General features: G+C 55.1%; 15 protein-coding genes and 1 other RNA gene. 7 read left to right on the forward strand and 9 right to left on the reverse strand.

From position 1 onward, the window contains the following. Window positions 1–23 precede the first annotated feature (23 nt). Window positions 24–414, forward strand: a transfer-messenger RNA (tmRNA) gene (ssrA, locus tag AACZ86_RS03715). Window positions 415–531: 117 nt separating this feature from the next. Here ssrA and AACZ86_RS03720 read toward each other — a convergent pair. The 5 genes from AACZ86_RS03720 to AACZ86_RS03740 all read right to left on the reverse strand — a co-directional run bounded on the left by AACZ86_RS03720 (window position 532) and on the right by AACZ86_RS03740 (window position 4,827). Beyond that, window positions 532–762: a hypothetical protein gene (locus tag AACZ86_RS03720; protein ID WP_339689429.1), complete on the reverse strand. Its 231-nt coding sequence runs from the start codon at window positions 760–762 to the stop codon at window positions 532–534. A gap of 98 nt (window positions 763–860) precedes the next feature. Next, the gene (locus AACZ86_RS03725; RefSeq protein ID WP_339689430.1) at window positions 861–2,123 is read right to left on the reverse strand and encodes an N-succinylarginine dihydrolase; all 1,263 of its coding nucleotides are present in this window, start codon (window positions 2,121–2,123) and stop codon (window positions 861–863) included. Further along, window positions 2,120–3,130, reverse strand: a complete 1,011-nt coding sequence (locus AACZ86_RS03730) for an arginine N-succinyltransferase (protein WP_339689431.1) — start codon at window positions 3,128–3,130, stop codon at window positions 2,120–2,122. Before AACZ86_RS03730 ends, AACZ86_RS03725 begins: the two co-directional genes overlap by 4 nt. Continuing rightward, the gene (locus AACZ86_RS03735; RefSeq protein ID WP_339689433.1) at window positions 3,127–4,335 is read right to left on the reverse strand and encodes a hydrolase; all 1,209 of its coding nucleotides are present in this window, start codon (window positions 4,333–4,335) and stop codon (window positions 3,127–3,129) included. Before AACZ86_RS03735 ends, AACZ86_RS03730 begins: the two co-directional genes overlap by 4 nt. A gap of 66 nt (window positions 4,336–4,401) precedes the next feature. Further along, window positions 4,402–4,827 (reverse strand): hypothetical protein, encoded by a 426-nt coding sequence (locus AACZ86_RS03740; protein WP_339689434.1) that lies wholly within the window; start codon window positions 4,825–4,827, stop codon window positions 4,402–4,404. Window positions 4,828–5,001: 174 nt separating this feature from the next. Between AACZ86_RS03740 and AACZ86_RS03745 the strand changes: the two genes are divergently transcribed. Further along, a complete protein-coding gene (locus AACZ86_RS03745) occupies window positions 5,002–7,107 on the forward strand; it encodes a malate synthase G (RefSeq protein WP_339689435.1) in 2,106 nt (701 codons plus the stop codon). On the opposite strand, the gene rsmA is transcribed toward AACZ86_RS03745, so the two are convergent. The 4 genes from rsmA to lptD form a co-directional block, all read right to left on the reverse strand. Continuing rightward, on the reverse strand, window positions 7,104–7,931 hold the full coding sequence (rsmA, locus tag AACZ86_RS03750) for a 16S rRNA (adenine(1518)-N(6)/adenine(1519)-N(6))-dimethyltransferase RsmA (RefSeq protein ID WP_339689437.1): 828 nt from the start codon (window positions 7,929–7,931) through the stop codon (window positions 7,104–7,106). The two genes, AACZ86_RS03745 and rsmA, sit on opposite strands and share 4 nt — an antisense overlap. Beyond that, complete coding sequence (gene pdxA / locus AACZ86_RS03755) at window positions 7,928–8,935, reverse strand: 4-hydroxythreonine-4-phosphate dehydrogenase PdxA (protein ID WP_339689438.1); 1,008 nt, start codon at window positions 8,933–8,935, stop codon at window positions 7,928–7,930. The genes rsmA and pdxA overlap by 4 nt, the downstream gene beginning before the upstream one ends. Next, on the reverse strand, window positions 8,935–10,299 hold the full coding sequence (locus AACZ86_RS03760) for a peptidylprolyl isomerase (protein ID WP_339689439.1): 1,365 nt from the start codon (window positions 10,297–10,299) through the stop codon (window positions 8,935–8,937). The genes pdxA and AACZ86_RS03760 overlap by 1 nt, the downstream gene beginning before the upstream one ends. Window positions 10,300–10,397: 98 nt before the next feature. Next, complete coding sequence (gene lptD / locus AACZ86_RS03765; RefSeq protein WP_339689441.1) at window positions 10,398–12,611, reverse strand: LPS assembly protein LptD; 2,214 nt, start codon at window positions 12,609–12,611, stop codon at window positions 10,398–10,400. A 268-nt stretch (window positions 12,612–12,879) separates the two neighbouring features. Here lptD and AACZ86_RS03770 point away from each other — a divergent pair, with 268 nt between their 5' ends. The 5 genes from AACZ86_RS03770 (at window position 12,880) to AACZ86_RS03790 (ending at window position 16,956) form a co-directional block, all read left to right on the forward strand. After that, window positions 12,880–14,337, forward strand: coding sequence for a leucyl aminopeptidase (locus AACZ86_RS03770; protein ID WP_339689442.1), 1,458 nt, complete (start codon window positions 12,880–12,882; stop codon window positions 14,335–14,337). Window positions 14,338–14,381: 44 nt separating this feature from the next. After that, complete coding sequence (locus AACZ86_RS03775) at window positions 14,382–14,819, forward strand: DNA polymerase III subunit chi (RefSeq protein WP_339689443.1); 438 nt, start codon at window positions 14,382–14,384, stop codon at window positions 14,817–14,819. A gap of 105 nt (window positions 14,820–14,924) precedes the next feature. Then, the gene (locus tag AACZ86_RS03780) at window positions 14,925–15,431 is read left to right on the forward strand and encodes a hypothetical protein (RefSeq protein ID WP_339689444.1); all 507 of its coding nucleotides are present in this window, start codon (window positions 14,925–14,927) and stop codon (window positions 15,429–15,431) included. Between the two features lie 86 nt (window positions 15,432–15,517). Then, window positions 15,518–15,940: a nucleoside-diphosphate kinase gene (gene ndk, locus AACZ86_RS03785; RefSeq protein ID WP_335651935.1), complete on the forward strand. Its 423-nt coding sequence runs from the start codon at window positions 15,518–15,520 to the stop codon at window positions 15,938–15,940. A 248-nt stretch (window positions 15,941–16,188) separates the two neighbouring features. Continuing rightward, window positions 16,189–16,956, forward strand: coding sequence for an SDR family oxidoreductase (locus AACZ86_RS03790; RefSeq protein ID WP_339690234.1), 768 nt, complete (start codon window positions 16,189–16,191; stop codon window positions 16,954–16,956). Window positions 16,957–16,981: the final 25 nt, after the last annotated feature.

Raw genomic sequence — 16,981 nt, forward strand, 5'->3', positions numbered from 1 at the left:
GGTTGGCCCTTTTTCTTGTCTGTGCACTGTTCATTCAGAATTATATCCCTATATAGGCACTGTCCGTTTCGGCGGACTATGGTGATAAATGATGGCGTGTAATAGACACTACGGACCCGGGGGCAGTACCCGGCGGCTCCACCATTTCAGGCGATTTGCAGCGATGCAGGACGCCTTTGTTGATGGGGCCGAATTAGGATCGACGGGTGTTCAAAAACGTTATTTTTGCCCGGCCTGAGTATGCCGTGATTGCTCAAAACCTATAAGTGCAAATGATAATGAAGCACTCGCTATCGCTGCCTAACCCATTGACCTCACGGTCATAAGTTAGAAAGCTACGCGCGGTTGAACCCACCGGGCAACAGAAGGGAATTCAGCGGTTTGGAAGGCACCGGGCAACAGAAGCCTTCCACTTTACCTAATATGACAGCATAAACTACGGTCTCGTCGATTAGCGGAGGTCGCTGGATATCTGCGTCTTTGTCCGAAGCAGGGCAGCGGATTTGGTGCGGCAATGGCCGACTGGATGATCTAATATTCGGACCCGTAAGTTCTGTGCAGCTCGATCGCCTCGATCATCTTGGCGCCGGCCATGAAAACCGCGCCGGTCGTTGCCAGAAACAGCATTTTCCCACCCCATCCGGGATATTGGGCCAGATAGACCTGACCGCGCGCGACTGCACCGGTGGCAAGCGCATAGGTGATGAGGAAAGCCTCGAACTTGGTCTTGATAATGAACAGGCGTTTGATTTTTCTCCACATGCACTTCTAGTAGCAAGCGCTGTGCCAATCCCAGAAATGCGACGTTTCTTGTGGAGAAATATGGTAAACTGTAAGTTAATCCGACATTTGAACAGCGGCTAGCCAGCCAGTTCGGATAATCCGCAAATCTCGAGCAGTCGGCGTCTTGCCTTGCCAATGGCAGCGGTGAGGTCCGGACCGGACAGCTGATCCGGATGGATAGCTTCCGGCCAATATTCTGCTACCACTTTTTCAATCCGATCCAGCTTCTGCGGCGTTGCCATGAAGCGCTGGTCCACCGTCTCGGGGGATGCCACGACACGCAAGCGCAAACACGCCGGACCACCGCCATTGGCCATCGATTGCCGGACGTCGACCGGGCAGAGCCTGCGGATGGGGCCGTTGCCTGACACGAGCTCGGTCAGATAGTTCCAGACGGCCTCATTCTCGCGCGCTTCGGTGGGCAGTATCAGCGCCATGCCAGCAGCGTCGGGAAGTGTCACCAATTGGGCATTGAAAAGATAGGATTTAATCGCGTCTTCCAGACTGACCTTGTCGGCGGGAACGATGATAATCTCAGCGTCCGGCATTGTGCTCCGTATCGCGTCATAGAGCGCCTCGGGTTGTTCGAAGGCCAGTTCATGGGTGAATAAAACCCGTTCGTTGGCCACTGCCACGACATCATTGTGGAACGCGCCCGCAGCAATTGCGATCTCCGCCTGCTGCGCGAAGATCACGCGCTCCGTGTTCAGGCCGTGTATCCGCGCCACAGCCTTGCTCGCCTCGATATGCTGGCGAGCGGGAAAAGGGCCGCCGCTTTTGCCATAGACAAATATCTCGACGCCGGCAGCATCATGGGTGGAGCATAGCCGCATATGATTGGCGGCTCCTTCGTCACCAAATGGCGACGGCACCGGAGCATGAACCGAGAAATATTCTCCGTTGGCAAAAGCCAGTTTCAACTGTGCCAGCGTTCCCGGCCATTCATGGCTGCGGTGTGGCATGGTCTGCAGATTGGCGACGGTGAGATGGCATTTGCCATCCGGCGCGTTGGGTGCGGGAGAAATGGTCGCGGCATTGGCGGCCCACATCGAGGATGCGGAAAAGGATGCCGCACGGATATGCGCCTCTGCATCATCGACCGTCGTACCCAGGCTCTCCAGCCAGCCGGTATTCGGCCGATCCAGCGGCATGAAGAAACCCTGCGCCAGCCCAAGATCGAGATTGTGGCGCATCTTGGTTATGCCCTGCAAAGCCGCCTCGCGCGGATAGGCGGTTTCTCCGGCATTGGTCGAAGAAGCGATATTGCCGACGCTGAGGCCAGCATAATTGTGGCTCGGCCCGATAATGCCGTCAAAATTGATTTCAACCAGCGTGCTCATCTCGGAATATACCGGATTTCGTCACCGACCGAGAGGCCGATATTGGTCGCCGCTTGTTCGTCAATCGTCACGCCGTCATCATTTTCGTCGAGCATCGCATAGGTCGCCTGAAAGCTGGCCAGATTGCCGTGCGAAATGATCACTTTCGTTTTGCCTTCGGCAAGCGCGGTGATTTTTGCCGACTTTGCATTGCGTATGCTGGTTACGTCATCGGTCTTGGCGATCATCGTCGGACCGCCGTCAAATATATCGACATAGCCGTCATAGGAGAAATTCTCATTCTCCAGCATCCGCATCGCGGCACGGCCATTGGGATGGGGGATGCCAATGGCGGCCCGCGCGGATTCGCTGAGCATGGCGGTATAGATAGGATGTTTGGGCATCAGATCGGCGATGAACTGGTTGCCATGAATGGCATTGAAATAGTCCGCTTCCTGAAAACTCATGCCGAAGAAACGCCCGGCCAGACCATCCCAGAAGGGAGAACCTCCGGCCTCGTCGATGATGCCGCGCAGTTCGGCAAAAATCTTGTCGCCGAACCGGTCGCGATGTTCCTTGATGAACAGGTAGCGGCTGCGGGCCAACAACATGCCGAGACCACCGGCGCGTTCGCCGGGGTGGAGAAAAAGGCCGCCGACTTCGCTTGCGCCTTCAAGGTCGGTTACCAGGCCCAGCATCTGGGCGCTGAACGTCCGGTCCAGTTCCTTGCTGGTTTGCGACAGGGTGCTCAGGCGATAGGAATAGAAGGGCCATGTCTGGCCCACTTTGGTGAACAATTGTGATGTGCCCCGCACCGCTCCGGTTTCGACATTTTCCAGCACCATGACAAACAGATCGTCGCCATGTGCATTGCTGTCGCTCTGATAGGCGCGCTCGGATCGCTCCAGCTTCTGGGTCAGCGAGTCCCGGTCGGCCGGCAGATTGGTAAAGCCGCCGCCGGTCAGTTTCGCCATTTCGTAAAGATGCTGCAGGTCGTCGACCCGCGCTGCGCGTATCCGGAAACTCATAATCCTCCCTTTTCGGCAATCCGCATGATGGTCAGCGCCGATAATTGCGTCCGTTCAACCAGACTTTCCGTTATCAAAAATTCATCCGAACTGTGAATGGCTCCACCGCGAACCCCCATAGTATCCACCACCGGAATGCCACAGGCCGCGATATTATTGCCGTCGCAAACACCGCCGGTACCGCGCCAGTTGATATCGAGGCCAAGTTCGGTGCCACATTGCTTCACAAGGCCAAAAAGCTTCTCTGCCTGCGGATCAATTGGCTTGGGTGGACGGCCAAAGCTGCCGTGGCAATCTACGCCAAGATCGTGCAGCTTCGCCATATCCGCAACTATCTGATCCAGCGCGTGTTGCGCCAATGCCTGATCTTCCAGTGTTTTGGGCCGGAAATTGACGCGCAGGATGGCATGATCTGGAACAGCATTATTCGGGCCACCGCCATCTATTTTGGCCGGATTTACGCTGAGACCGTCGCGATGTAATGCTTTGAGCCGCAAAGCCATGTCTGCTGCCGCGATCAGCGCGTTACGGCCTTCATCCGGGTTACGGCCGGCATGCGCGCTCTTGCCGCTAAATATGATCGAGAAATTCCCGCTGCCGCCGCGCTCTCCGGCTAGCGTGCCGTCGGGCAGGGCGGGTTCATAGGTCAGGGCAGCGGTTTTGCCCTTGGCCAGTTGCTTGATCAGGGACGCGGATGATCCGGAACCGACTTCCTCGTCGCTGTTGATCATCACGTCATAGCCGATCCGGCCGGCATATTCGCTTTGCTCGAGCAATTGTAACGCCCCAAGCATGACCGACAGGCCGCCTTTCATGTCGGCGAGGCCCGGGCCATTCAAAACACCGCTTTCCAGTTCGACGATCTTTTGAAAAGGATGGTCGGCTGCAAATACGGTATCCATATGGCCGGTCAGCAGGATACGAACGGGCGCTTCCGAGCGTACCGATGTTACCAGATGTTGTCCACGCTGGATCTGATCAACCGCACCGTCAGGCCGCACAGCCTCGACCGGTTCGGGATCGATCAGGTTGGTATCACCGGGCAACGCGGAAAAAGCATCCGCCAACATCCCGGCAACGGCTCCCAAGCCATCAAGATTGGTCGTGCCGCTGTTGATTTTTGCCCATTCAAGTGTGCGCGGCAGAAGTGGCAAGCTAACTGCTTTTTCCAGCATCTCTTGTTCGGGGAAGGAATCTGCTTTCATTTGAATTTGATAGCATTTCAGAACGCTAATCGTAACCTGTTTCTCACGGCTCTCCTGCTGCTCAGGTCAGTCGTTTTGCGCTTCCTTGACAAGCGTCTGGAAGCCGGTGCGTATTTCGGCCCAGATCACAAGTTCTTCCTTGCTTGTTTCCGGGACTGTGCCCGAAATGACCGTAATCGCCGCGTCGATTAATCCCGCAAACCATTCGCTTGAAACATTTAATGCATGTTTGTGATGCGGGACTGTGCTTCCGAACATAATCCGGATTTCCTCAGGTCTATCATACCAGTTCATCAAACAGTAAACCACGCTTTCGACCATTTCGGCCTCAAGCTTGACGTTGTTGCCAAGACCATGTTCCTGAAACGAAATTTTTGCCTCGGGATGTCGGGCATAATATTTTGCCATGACAGGCTCTGTCACATCACCCAAAACTGCAGCCGCCCGATCAAGACTGGCTTCGAGAAGATCATTTTTTCGTTTCGTTTGCATATGCCTTGATACTTGAACCTATGCGGTTGCATCTGCAATGACTCAATTCTGCCATTTACAAAATGAATACACAACGTCATATCCCGCCGTAATTCCTCCCCGGACTATCTGCAAATCGGCACCGATACTCGCTTTCAGCATCGAGAAGTGCCTAACCATCGAAGAGGAAATTCCATGTCCGAATATGTCAGCCAGAACGGTATCCAGATCGCGCGGGAACTGTTTGATTTTGTGAATCATCGTGCTCTGCCGGGAACCGGCCTAGATGGCGCCAGGTTCTGGGCCGGATTGGCGGAATTGTTAGGCAATTTTGCTCCGCGAAATGCTGAGCTGCTGGCCAAGCGCGAGACACTGCAAGCGCAGATTGATGCGTGGCATATCGACCACAAGGGTCAACCTATTGATCAGATTGAATATCAAGAATTTCTGAGAAGCATCGGCTATCTGGTTGAAGAACCAGTGGTTTTTTCGATAACCACTGTTAATGTCGACCCCGAGATCGCGACGATGGCCGGGCCGCAACTGGTGGTACCATCGCTCAATGACCGTTTCGTTCTGAACGCCGCGAACGCGCGTTGGGGCAGCCTTTACGATGCTTTCTATGGTACGGATGCGCTGGATGCGCCGCCAGCGAAACCGGGCGGCTATGATCCGCTGCGCGGGGCTGCGGTTATCAAGGCGGCGAAGGCCTTTCTCGACGAAGCATTCCCTCTGTCGACGGGATCATGGACCGATTATACGGGCGGTGAACCAGCCCTTACTGATCCCTCGCAACTGGTTGGCCGCAATGGCCAGTCTCTGCTGCTCAAACATAACGGACTGCACGTCGAAGTCGTGATCGATCCTGCCCACCCCATCGGCAAGGATGACCCCGCCAATATCGCCGATGTTCTGATGGAAGCCGCATTGACCACGATCATCGACATGGAAGATTCTGTGGCAGCGGTGGACGCAGAAGACAAGGTGCTGGCCTATACCAACTGGCTCGGCCTGATGCGCGGCGATCTCGATGCATCCTTTGAAAAGGGCGGCAAGACCATCGAACGCAAGGCGAATCCGGATCGCGACTATGTCGATTTGGACGGCAGCGCTTTCACCCTGCCGGGACGCAGTCTGATGTTTGTCCGCAATGTCGGCCATCTGATGAGCAATCCGGCGGTGTTGCTCGCCGATGGTTCGGAAGCGCCAGAGGGTCTGCTCGACGGCGTGTTCACCAGCCTGATCGCGATGCACGATATCAAGGGACTTGACGCATTGCGCAACAGCCGCGCCGGATCCATCTATATCGTGAAGCCGAAGATGCACGGGCCGGAAGAATGCGGTTTTACCAATGACCTGTTCGATGCGGTCGAAGATTTGCTCGGGCTTGACCGTCACACGATCAAGGTCGGCGTGATGGACGAAGAACGCCGCACGTCGGCAAACCTGGCTGCCTGTATCCATGCGGTGAAGGACCGGGTCGTTTTCATCAATACCGGTTTCCTCGACCGGACCGGCGACGAGATCCACACATCGATGCAGGCTGGTGCGATGCTGGCCAAAGGCGATATCAAGAAGAGCGACTGGATCACCGCTTATGAACAGCGCAATGTCGCCATCGGTCTGGCTTGCGGCATGTCCGGCAAGGCGCAGATCGGCAAGGGCATGTGGGCCGCGCCCGATATGATGGCCGACATGATGGAGCAGAAAATCGGTCATCCGATGACTGGTGCCAATACCGCCTGGGTGCCGAGCCCGACGGCTGCGACATTGCACGCGATCCATTATCACCGAGTCAATGTATTTGACCGGCAGAAAGAAGTGGCGGCTGACGGAATTGCACCGCTCGACAAATTGCTGACCATCCCGTTGGCAGATGGCCACAACTGGTCGGATGCCGAAATCGAGCGCGAACTGGACAATAATGCGCAGGGCATATTGGGCTATGTCGTGCGCTGGATTGATCAGGGCATCGGCTGTTCCAAGGTTCCGGATATCAATGATGTCGGGTTGATGGAAGACCGTGCGACCTTGCGGATTTCATCCCAGCATATGGCCAACTGGATGCTGCACGGGGTCTGTTCGGCTGAGCAGGTCGACGCCGCCTTGTTGCGCATGGCCGCCAAGGTTGACGGACAGAATGAAGGCGATCCACTATATCAGGCAATGGCATCCGATCCGGACGCTAGTCTGGCGTTTCAGGCGGCTCGCGATCTGGTGTTCAAGGGTGTCGAGCAGCCAAGCGGCTACACAGAGCCATTGTTGCACGCTTATCGCCGGAAGCTGAAAGCGGCTGGCTAGGAAAGTAGTCTGGCCAGTTCGACAAATTCGGAAACGGTGAGGGTCTCGGGCCGGCGTTGACTGTCAATACCGGCTTGTTCCAACGCCTCGAGGCCACCGGGAAGCTTCTTGAGGCTTTGGCGCAGCATTTTGCGTCGCTGGCTGAAGGCGGTCTGCGTCAAAATCTCCAGCTTGGCGAAATCAACGCCTTCGGGCTGTGCCTTGGGGACAAGATGGACCACCGCTGACATGACCTTCGGCGGGGGCGTGAAGGCCGAACGGTGGACCGTCATCGCCAGCTTGGCCGTGCTGCGCCACTGGGCGAGGATCGAGAGGCGGCCATAAGCGCTCGACCCGGGCGCTGCGACGATACGGTCGGCGACTTCGCGCTGGAACATCAAGGTCAGAGATGCCCATTGCGGCGGCCATTGCGGTGCAGACAGCCACTGGATCAAGAGCGCCGAGCCGACATTATAGGGCAGGTTGGAGACGATATGAAACGGGCCATCGAACAGGCTGCCATGATCCAGTGCAAGCGCATCGTCGTTGATTAGCGTCAGCCGTTCCGGGAAGAAGTCGGACAATTCCGCCAACGCTGGCAGACAGCGCTCGTCGCGTTCAACAGCGGTTACCGACGCGCCTGCCTGGAGCAAGGCGCGGGTCAATCCGCCGGGCCCGGGCCCCACTTCGAAGACCGATTGCCCGTCGAGTTTACCGGGTACCGCAGCAATCTTGTCGAGAAGCTGCATATCGAACAGGAAATTCTGGCCCAGAGCTTTGCTCGCGGTCAGGCCGTGTTTCTTGATCACCTCCCGGAGCGGGGGCAGGAGGATATGCCGGCTCAATGGCCGTGAATCTGTCGGTTGGTGACCGCAGTCGCGGCCATCTGGATCGCGGCAATCATCGATCGTGGATCAGCGATATCTTGTCCGGCGATATTGAATGCGGTTCCATGATCGGGTGAAGTCCGGACGATAGGCAATCCCAAGGTAATGTTGACTCCATCAAAGAAATGCAGGGTTTTCAAAGCGATTAAGGCCTGATCATGATAGGGACACAGAGCTACATCATATTTGATCCGCGCTTCCTCGTGGAACATCGTATCGGCAGGAAGCGGATCGGTGATGTCCATGCCCTCCTGACGGAGTTCATCGATAGCCGGTTGCATGATCCGCTGTTCTTCATCACCAAGATTGCCATTCTCGCCGGCATGCGGGTTGAGCCCCGCTATTGCGATGCGGGGTTTTTCTATGCCGAAATTGCGGATCAACGCTTTTTCGGCAGCGCGGGCGCGAGCGAGGATCAGTCGTCCGGTGATATGCTCGGGGACATCCTTAAGCGCAATATGAACAGTCATGGGAACAACGCGCAATGATGGTCCAGCCAGCATCATCAGCGCATTCTCCCGTGCTATACCACAGCGCTCCGATACAAATTCTGTCTGGCCGGGATAGTGAAAGCCGATCTTGTAGAGCTGCGACTTTGATATCGGGGCGGTGATGACCGCTCCTGCATCTCCGGAGCGCGCCAGTCCGCAGGCGATCTCGAGTGCGTGAAGCGAGCATTGTGCGCCATCGAGCGATGCCTCTCCCGGCACGGCGGCGGCCGCTTCATGGATGTGGAAGACCGGCAATGCGTCGTCGAACATCTCGCCAGCCTGCATCGGCTGTTCAATTTTCCGGGCCGGAACACCGGAGAGATTCTCGAAATCAGCAAAATTTCCGATAGCAAAAAACGGTTTCAGACCGGCTTCTTTTCGCTGTTTCCAGCTCTTGCCAATGATTTCCGGTCCGACACCAGCAGGATCGCCGCAAGAGACTGCAAACGGCTTGGCATTCCAGTCTGCCATTAATTATATTCGATAATCGCGTCGCGTCTCAGATCGCGCAAATAAATCTGGGCTCGTTTGTTGATGCGGTCATTTTCCAAACGAGACATGATGTCATCAAAGGATGGTGCCGACGCGCTCTGCGGATCATCGCGTCCGCACAGGATAAGCACCCGAACGCCGTCTTCGACTGAACCAAAAGGCTGACTTGCCTGACCAATTTGCAGCTCCGCGATCGTTCCTTGCAAGGCGGCGGGCAGGTCACGAAGTCTCACCTGGTCGTTGTCAACCACGCTGGCACCCAGTCGCGCAGCAACTTCATTGGCCGCTCCGCAGCCCTTGATGCTTTGTGTCGACGTAGCAAATTTTTCGGCCTGGGCCGCAGCTTCTGATTCGGTGATCCCGGCCGGAAAGCTAATCGCCAATTGCTTGAGACTGAGCAAAGCATTGCGGGGATCAGCAGTTAGCACCTGGCGTGAGTCGATCAGATAGAGGATCGAAAACCCGCCGGGTACTTGGATCGGTCCGACAACCTGTCCGACCTGCATTTGTTCGGCCGCATCAGCAAGCGTCTGCGGCAATTGAGCGGGACGGACCCAACCCAGATCGCCACCGGTTGCTGCGGTCGAAGCTTCTGAAAACTGTCGTGCGTAGGCAACAAAGGAACCACCGGAGCGGATCTGCTCCAGGATTTTCTGCATATTTTCGACGACCTGTTCGGCAGTTTCCTGGGATGCCGACATATAAATCTCGCCAATACGAAACTCGCTTGTGCCCTTCGAAGCGTTTAAACGCTCGATGATGGCGTTGACCTCTTCGTCACCGACATTGATAAACGGCTGAATGTTGCGCCTGAGCAGGCGGCTCCAGGCCAGTTCACCCTTGATTTGGCGTTTCAGCGTATCGGTCGAAGAACCTTGTGTCCGCAGATACTGATCGAAAGCTCCAATGTCCTGTTTGAAATTCTGTTGGGCAACTTGGCGGAAGGTGGCCTCAACCTCCTCCGGGGCGATGTTGATTTCATTGGCCTCAGCTTCCTGAATTTGCAGCGTTTCATCGATCAGATTTCTCAACACTTGAAGTCGCAAGCGTTGCATCTCTTCATCAGAAACTTCGCCGCCATTGGCTGCGACAATCAGTGCCAGCCGTTGGCCGACGTCGGTTCCGGTTATGATATCGCCGTTGACTATCGCTGTAGCGCGGCGAACATTCGGGTCATTCTTACCGAATATTGTCAATTCATCGGGAATGTCCAAGCCGGTTTGCGGCAGCGAAGCATCTGCAACGGTCTGACTTACGGATGGAGAGGCGCCTGCAATGGCAAGAGCAGCAATCAAAGTCGCCTTGGTTTTAAAACCCTGAATTTTCATATTCAATAAATTCATTTTTTGTATCTTCTCAACTACTAAGAGTTATTTTCATGCGGCAAATACCAATTGTCTGCTGAACCCAATATGAGCGGGTTACCCCGTTTGAAAGTCCTTTACACGCCCAGATTGCGCAAGGCCAGCCGGAACAGAAAAGTACTGCCGCGCTGGGCATCTCCGGTATCCTCATAGTCATAGCGCCATGTCACGCCCATCGAGAGACAACCGTCGTCATAAGCGACGCCAAGACGATGTCTCACTGGATCATAGCCATCTGCTATCGAAAGAGGGTCTTCGCTATGATCCGTCAGATCGATGATGGCCGAGCCGAAGACGGACCAATATTTGTCGATCTGATAGCGGCCGCCGATTCGGATTTCTTCGCGGTCTCTAAGGTCTTCAAGTTCCGATCCGATATTGCGGTTAAGGCGCAGATATCCGATTTGAGCGTAAGTGCTTTTCGAACCGACAGTCGCGTCGATCTCGTTACGCCGCACAGCAAGATTGTCCTTGTCCAGCCGAAAGCGGTGTGTGAATTTCACGATATCCTTGAACCTGACATTGGTCCGGCCAACAATATCGGAGAATCGATCGGACAGGCCTGTGCCATCCGGGACAATATTATCGTTATTTTCGAGCCGATAGCTCTGGCCGACGATCATGTTCAGTTGCAAGTTGGGACGATTGATTTCCCATTCCGCTCCATAGGTCGCCCGGACATTATCCTCATAACGATCATAACCGGGAAAGCGGTTGAGAGCGAAAAGGTTGCTGTCTTCCAGGTCCACGGCACGGGAATCTTCATTGGGAAGCGAGAGATTGGCCAAGCCCGGTGTCGCGACAATCTGGAAACGCGGTGTGATCGTCTGGGTGCCACCAAAAGCCTCGCCGATGAGCGGCCATTTCACATCAATAGCAGCTGTCGCAATTGCCCTTGTCTGCCAACCGCCGTTACCACGATAGATAGCAGTTTCGTTGAGCGCATTGTCGTCACTATGGTATACATCACCACGCATAAAGCCGGTGAAGGTGATTTCTTGTCCCCAATCGGTGAGTTTTCTCAAATCCCAGCGGGCAGAACCAAAGGCGCGTTGCGTATCCTGACCCTCGCTGCGCCCTATTGCCAGGCTATTTGCCTGTAGCTGCAGCCGGCCACCCAGAATCGGATCATCGAAACGCTTCCGATAATCAATGACAGGCAGAGCAACGGGAACCCGGTTTTGCGGATCGTCCACGCGTAGTGTCTGAAACGCCCAGCCAGCAAACGAAAAATAGCTGCTGTTGCTTATCCGTTCTAGATTGATTGTTGAACGGAGGCTGTCGTCGTCACTAATGTCGTAGCGCCGCAGGAATGTGCGATCTGACACAATGCGGGCCGATTGGGAAACCGTCCATTTGTCGTCGAGCCGGAACCGTCCGTTGGTCGCAAAATAGCCGCGAAAATCATTTTCGGCGTCGGGCGTTAGCGCCGATGCACCTGTCGGAATGCGTGAACCATATGTCGCATAGCCGGTAATCTGGAATGCGCCTTTCTCATCGAGGCTGCGGAACGTCCCGCTGACAAGCGGTGCAACGTCGGTAAATAGCTGCGCTGTGACGGTGGCATCCTGATTGGGAGCTATACTGAAATAATAAGGCACTGTTACGCCAACGCCGTTCACCGAGTCGAATTTGACATCCGGAACCAGAATACCGCTGCGGTTTTCGTCGCTTATGGGGTGCGAGAGGCCGGGCAATGGTATGACGGGCAACCCAAAAATCTCGATACGAGCGCCTTCATATTTTACTCGCTTTTTAATCGGGTCATAATTGACCTGAACCGCCTTGATCTGCCAGCTAGGGTTTTTCGGGCATCCCTCCTCGGTCGTCACGGCGCATGCAGTATAGGCTGCATTGTGGAGCGAAAGCGTACCATCTGCAAAACGTTCGCTTCGTTGCGCTGCCAATCTGCTGCCATCATCCAGAACAAGCAGAAGATTGTCGATCGCCCCGTCTCGCAGGCTATCGGTCAATTCAATCCTGTCGCCATAGGCCACGTCACCATCGGGACTGGTTGACCGGATGTTGCCCTCGGCGACAACGACTCCCGTTTTCCGGTTCCACACAACCTGATCAGCACGCAGCTTATAGCCGTCGCGATTGAGTATTACGTTGCCCTGAGCGGTAACGACATCATTGGTGAAATCGTAATCAAGCGTGTCGGCCTTGAATTCGATCTCGTCTTTTTGTTGATTAGCGGTCGTGGTCGCGTCGATCGGCGTCTGACCGATCGCCGAAGTCGGCGCTATAGTAGCCAAGATTAGAGTGAAAAGGGCGGGTGAAGATTTCATCGACTGGCTCAACCTGCTTTTGGCCCCATTTCGGACAGTATTAAATATCGTGCTGTCCATCTTCTGAACGCCTATTGCACCAGTTTGCTTGGTCTGCAAATTTTCTTTGCCAGATTCTGATGAACAGATGCTTGACCCAAAAACCAAGACGGTGCAGCAACGCCCCACGATAGGATGAATGTCGGCCGGATCAGGAATGAGTCGGTTCGACGAGTGAACCCATAAGGCTTTTCACTCTTCAAAACACAAAAATAAGGACAGTTTCCCGATGAATTTTAACTTTGCCAATGAGCGGCCTGCGGATGCTGATACGATCATATTTGCGATCAACAAAAACGGCTTGAATGATATCGAACTTAAACTGGAGCAAGCAAGCACCGTGAAAGCGGCCGCAGAAGCTGCCCGGTTTGAAGGAAAACTTGGCGAAGTTTGTGAAATTTTCGTGACCGAAGCCGGCAAGGTTTTGCGGATAGTGTTGACAGGCTTGGGCAAAGGCAAGGCGAAGGATGCCGAATCTGCTGGTGGTTCAGCCATAGCCAAAATTCTTGCGTCCGGTGCCAAGCACGCGGTTATCGAACCATCAGGTCTGGACGAGAAACATCTGTCCCGATTGCTCTTCGGTGCAAAATTGCGCAGCTGGCGGCATGATAAATATCGGACGACCATGCCTGAAAAGCAGAAGGTAACATTGAACAAAATCACGGTACTTGACCAAGATATGGCAAGCGCCAAAGCTTGGCAGGATCTTTCTGCTGTGGCGGACGGGGTTGCCCTGACTCGCGAACTGGTCGCGGAACCTGCAAACGCGATCTATCCGGAAAGCTTTGTCGCCCGTTGCGAAGAATTGAAAGAGCTCGGTGTTGAATTTACAGTTCTCGGCTGGGATGAAATGGAAAAACTCGGCATGGGCGCGCTGCTTGGCGTATCCCAGGGTTCCGAGCGTCCTCCACGGTTGCTCGCGATGCGCTGGGACGGCACCAATGGTGCGCAGAAGACACCGCTCGCTCTGGTCGGCAAAGGCGTCACGTTCGACACCGGCGGAATTTCATTGAAACCGGGTGCCGGTATGGAAGAGATGAAATGGGACATGGGCGGCGCTGGAGCCGTTGCCGGAACCATGAAAGCGCTCGCCGGCCGCAAGGCCAAGGCGCATGTTGTCGGCGTTTGCGGGCTGGTCGAAAATATGCCGGACGGCAAGGCGCAGCGCCCTGGCGACGTGGTGACCAGCATGAACGGCCAGACCATCGAAGTGATCAACACCGACGCCGAAGGACGACTGGTATTGTGCGACGCGATGCACTGGACGCAGGAAACGTTCAAACCGGAAGTTCTAATCGATCTGGCAACTCTTACCGGTGCGATGATTATCGCGCTCGGCAATGAACATGCCGGTTGCTTCAGCAATGACGATGATCTCGCCGAAGATCTGATTGATGCGGGCAAGGAGTCCGGTGATCCGCTATGGCGGCTTCCCGTTGGTCCTGCCTATGACAAGCTGATCAATTCGCCGATTGCCGACATGAAAAATGTGGGACCGCGCGGGGCAGGGTCGATTACTGCAGCGCAATTTCTCAAGCGTTTTGTCAAGGATGGCGTGAAATGGGCGCATCTCGATATCGCCGGCATGGTCTGGGCCGACAAGCCCAGCCCGGTGTGGGACAAGGGTGCGACCGGCTATGGCGTGCGCCTGCTCAACCAATATGTTGCCGACCATTTCGAAGATTGATTCGGCTGTAACAATGCGGCGAAGTCTAACTCGAAAGTCGTGCGGTGCGGGTTGATTTTTACCATCTGACTCGCGATCCGGCGGAGAAACTGGTGCCGATGCTGGCGAGCAAGTCGCTGGAAGCTGGAAAACGGGTTTTTCTGCTGTCGCGGGACGAGGCCAGCTGTGTCGCGCTCAGTAACGCCTTGTGGCGCGATGAGCCGGCCAGCTTTCTTGCCCATGATTTTAGCGGATCAGAACGGCAGGCGGATCAGCCTATCCTGATTTCCGATCAGTGTCAGCCGGTGAACGGAGCGCCCTATATCATCCTTTCCGATGGCTTGTGGCGAGAAGAGGCTGTGGATTTCGAGCGCGCTTTCTTTCTGTTCACCGCCGACCAAATCGATCATGCGCGCACCGTCTGGCGGGAATTGACCGCGAATGATGCCGTCACCCCGCGCTATTGGAAGCAGGATGGTGGACGTTGGGTAGAGGGTCCCTGATCCGGCTAGCTTGACGCACCGCGATTTGCATCGTCGGGTTTGCACTGGTCCGGATTGTCCCGTATATCGCCGACCGGTCGCGTCACCATTTTCGGAGCTTTCCCGATGCACAAATATATTGTCCTGCCCCTGAGTCTAGCGATTGCTGCCTGCGGGAGCGGCGACGAAGAGATGGCTGCAGGACCGTTCAACAACGGCGAAGTTGGAAAGGGCAGCTATTCCGCAACCGGAGAGGAAGCGAATAGCCAAGCGGTCGTTAAGGCCGACGAAGGTGTTGTTCGGATCGCAATGGGAGACAAGGCAGTCGCGCATTTGCCGATGGATATCAAACTCTATCCCGGGGCGGATATCCAGACCAGCATGGCGGGCGTTGGCGAACGAAAATCCGGCGCGATGGTGGTTTTTACGACCAGCGATAGCGCAGAAGATGTGATAGACTTCTATCGCAAGGAATTGGAAAGCAAGGGTATCGGTTTCAAAAAAGAGATCAGATCCGGCGACAAGCTGACGATCAGCGGTGAACGGACGAGCGGTGAGGGGGTCCATGTCTCCGTAACGAAATCGCCCGATGGTAGGACGATTGCGACGATTGTAGCCAGCAGCGCCAGCTAGCTTTCAATCGAAACCTTGCCTTGCCCCGATGCAGCGGCTAAGGGCGGCCCAACTTTTGATTATCCCTACATTTATGGAGCATTATCATGGCCGTGACACGGACATTTTCAATCATCAAACCTGACGCTACCCGTCGCAATATCACTGGTGCTGTTACCAAGATGCTGGAAGAGGCAGGACTGCGCGTCGTCGCTTCCAAGCGTATTCACATGAGCAAAGAACAAGCCGAAGGCTTTTATGCAGTGCACAGCGAACGTCCTTTCTTCGGCGAGCTGGTTGACTTCATGATCAGCGGCCCTTGCGTTGTGCAAGTCCTCGAAGGCGAAAATGCAATGCAGGCCAACCGTGACATCATGGGCGCGACCAATCCTGCTGATGCTGCTCCGGGCACGATCCGCAAGGAACTGGCCGAAAGTCTCGAAGCGAACACGGTCCATGGTTCCGACAGCGATGAAAATGCAGCGATCGAAATCGCCTACTTCTTCAATGAAGACGAAATCGTCGGCTAGGCCTCACGCTATTTAAGCGGTTGTAGACTTAAGCGGTTGTAGACGCCCGGTTGCAAATTTTGCGACCGGGCGTTTTTTTTGGTTATCGAGCAAGCTAGGTGGGGCAAAGCCGATCTGCTCGCGCGGAAAATTTCGCTGGGATGTTTATCCGGAACTTCCTGACAATTGACAGAATTTGCGAGTAGCGTACCTGTGAATCTACACCCACTCTGAAGGAAGTTTTTTTGATGCAAAACAATCTGTTTTCGATGCACGACAAAGTCTGCGTTATCACGGGAGGTTCCAGGGGTTTGGGAAAAGCGATGGCACGTGCCTTTCTGGAAGCTGGAGCGAAACGGGTCTATATCACCGCGCGTAAAGCCGAAGAATGCGACGAGACCGCTCAAGAGCTGTCCGGTCTCTCCGATAACGGCGAATGCATCGCGCTTCCCGGCGACATTAGTAGCGGAGAAGCTATTGGAGCCTTTGCCAAGGCGCTTGCCGAGCGGGAGGATCATATCGATGTGCTGGTGAATAATGCCGGCACTGGCTGGACGGCCTCGGTAGAAGAATTTCCCGAAATAGGCTGGGACAAGGTCATGGATCTTAATGTAAAAACGCCTTTCTTCCTCACCCAGCAGCTTTTGCCGCTGTTGAAAGCAAATGCGACGGCAGAGAAAAGCGCCTCCGTCATCAACATTGGTTCCATCGCCGGAATTATGGGAAGCGCCGGAAGCGGCATCAGCTACGGTACGTCGAAAGCAGCGATCCACCAGCTGACCCGCAATCTCGCCAGCCTGCTGGCCGATGATCATATCCGGGTAAACGCGATTGCGCCCGGACGATTCCATTCCAAAATGACCAGCCTGGTCGAGCAAGACAAGGAACAATATGAGCGGGAAATCAAAATGATACCGCTGCACCGCTGGGGTCATGACGAGGATATAATGGGACCGGCACTCTTGCTGGCAAGCAGTGCAGGGGCATTCATGACCGGTGAAATCATCACGGTCGATGGCGGGTATCTGCTAGTCTAGCGCTGGCGGTATCGGTGTGCTGCCT

Source organism: uncultured Parasphingorhabdus sp. (genome assembly GCF_963975735.1).
Classification (GTDB): domain Bacteria; phylum Pseudomonadota; class Alphaproteobacteria; order Sphingomonadales; family Sphingomonadaceae; genus Parasphingorhabdus.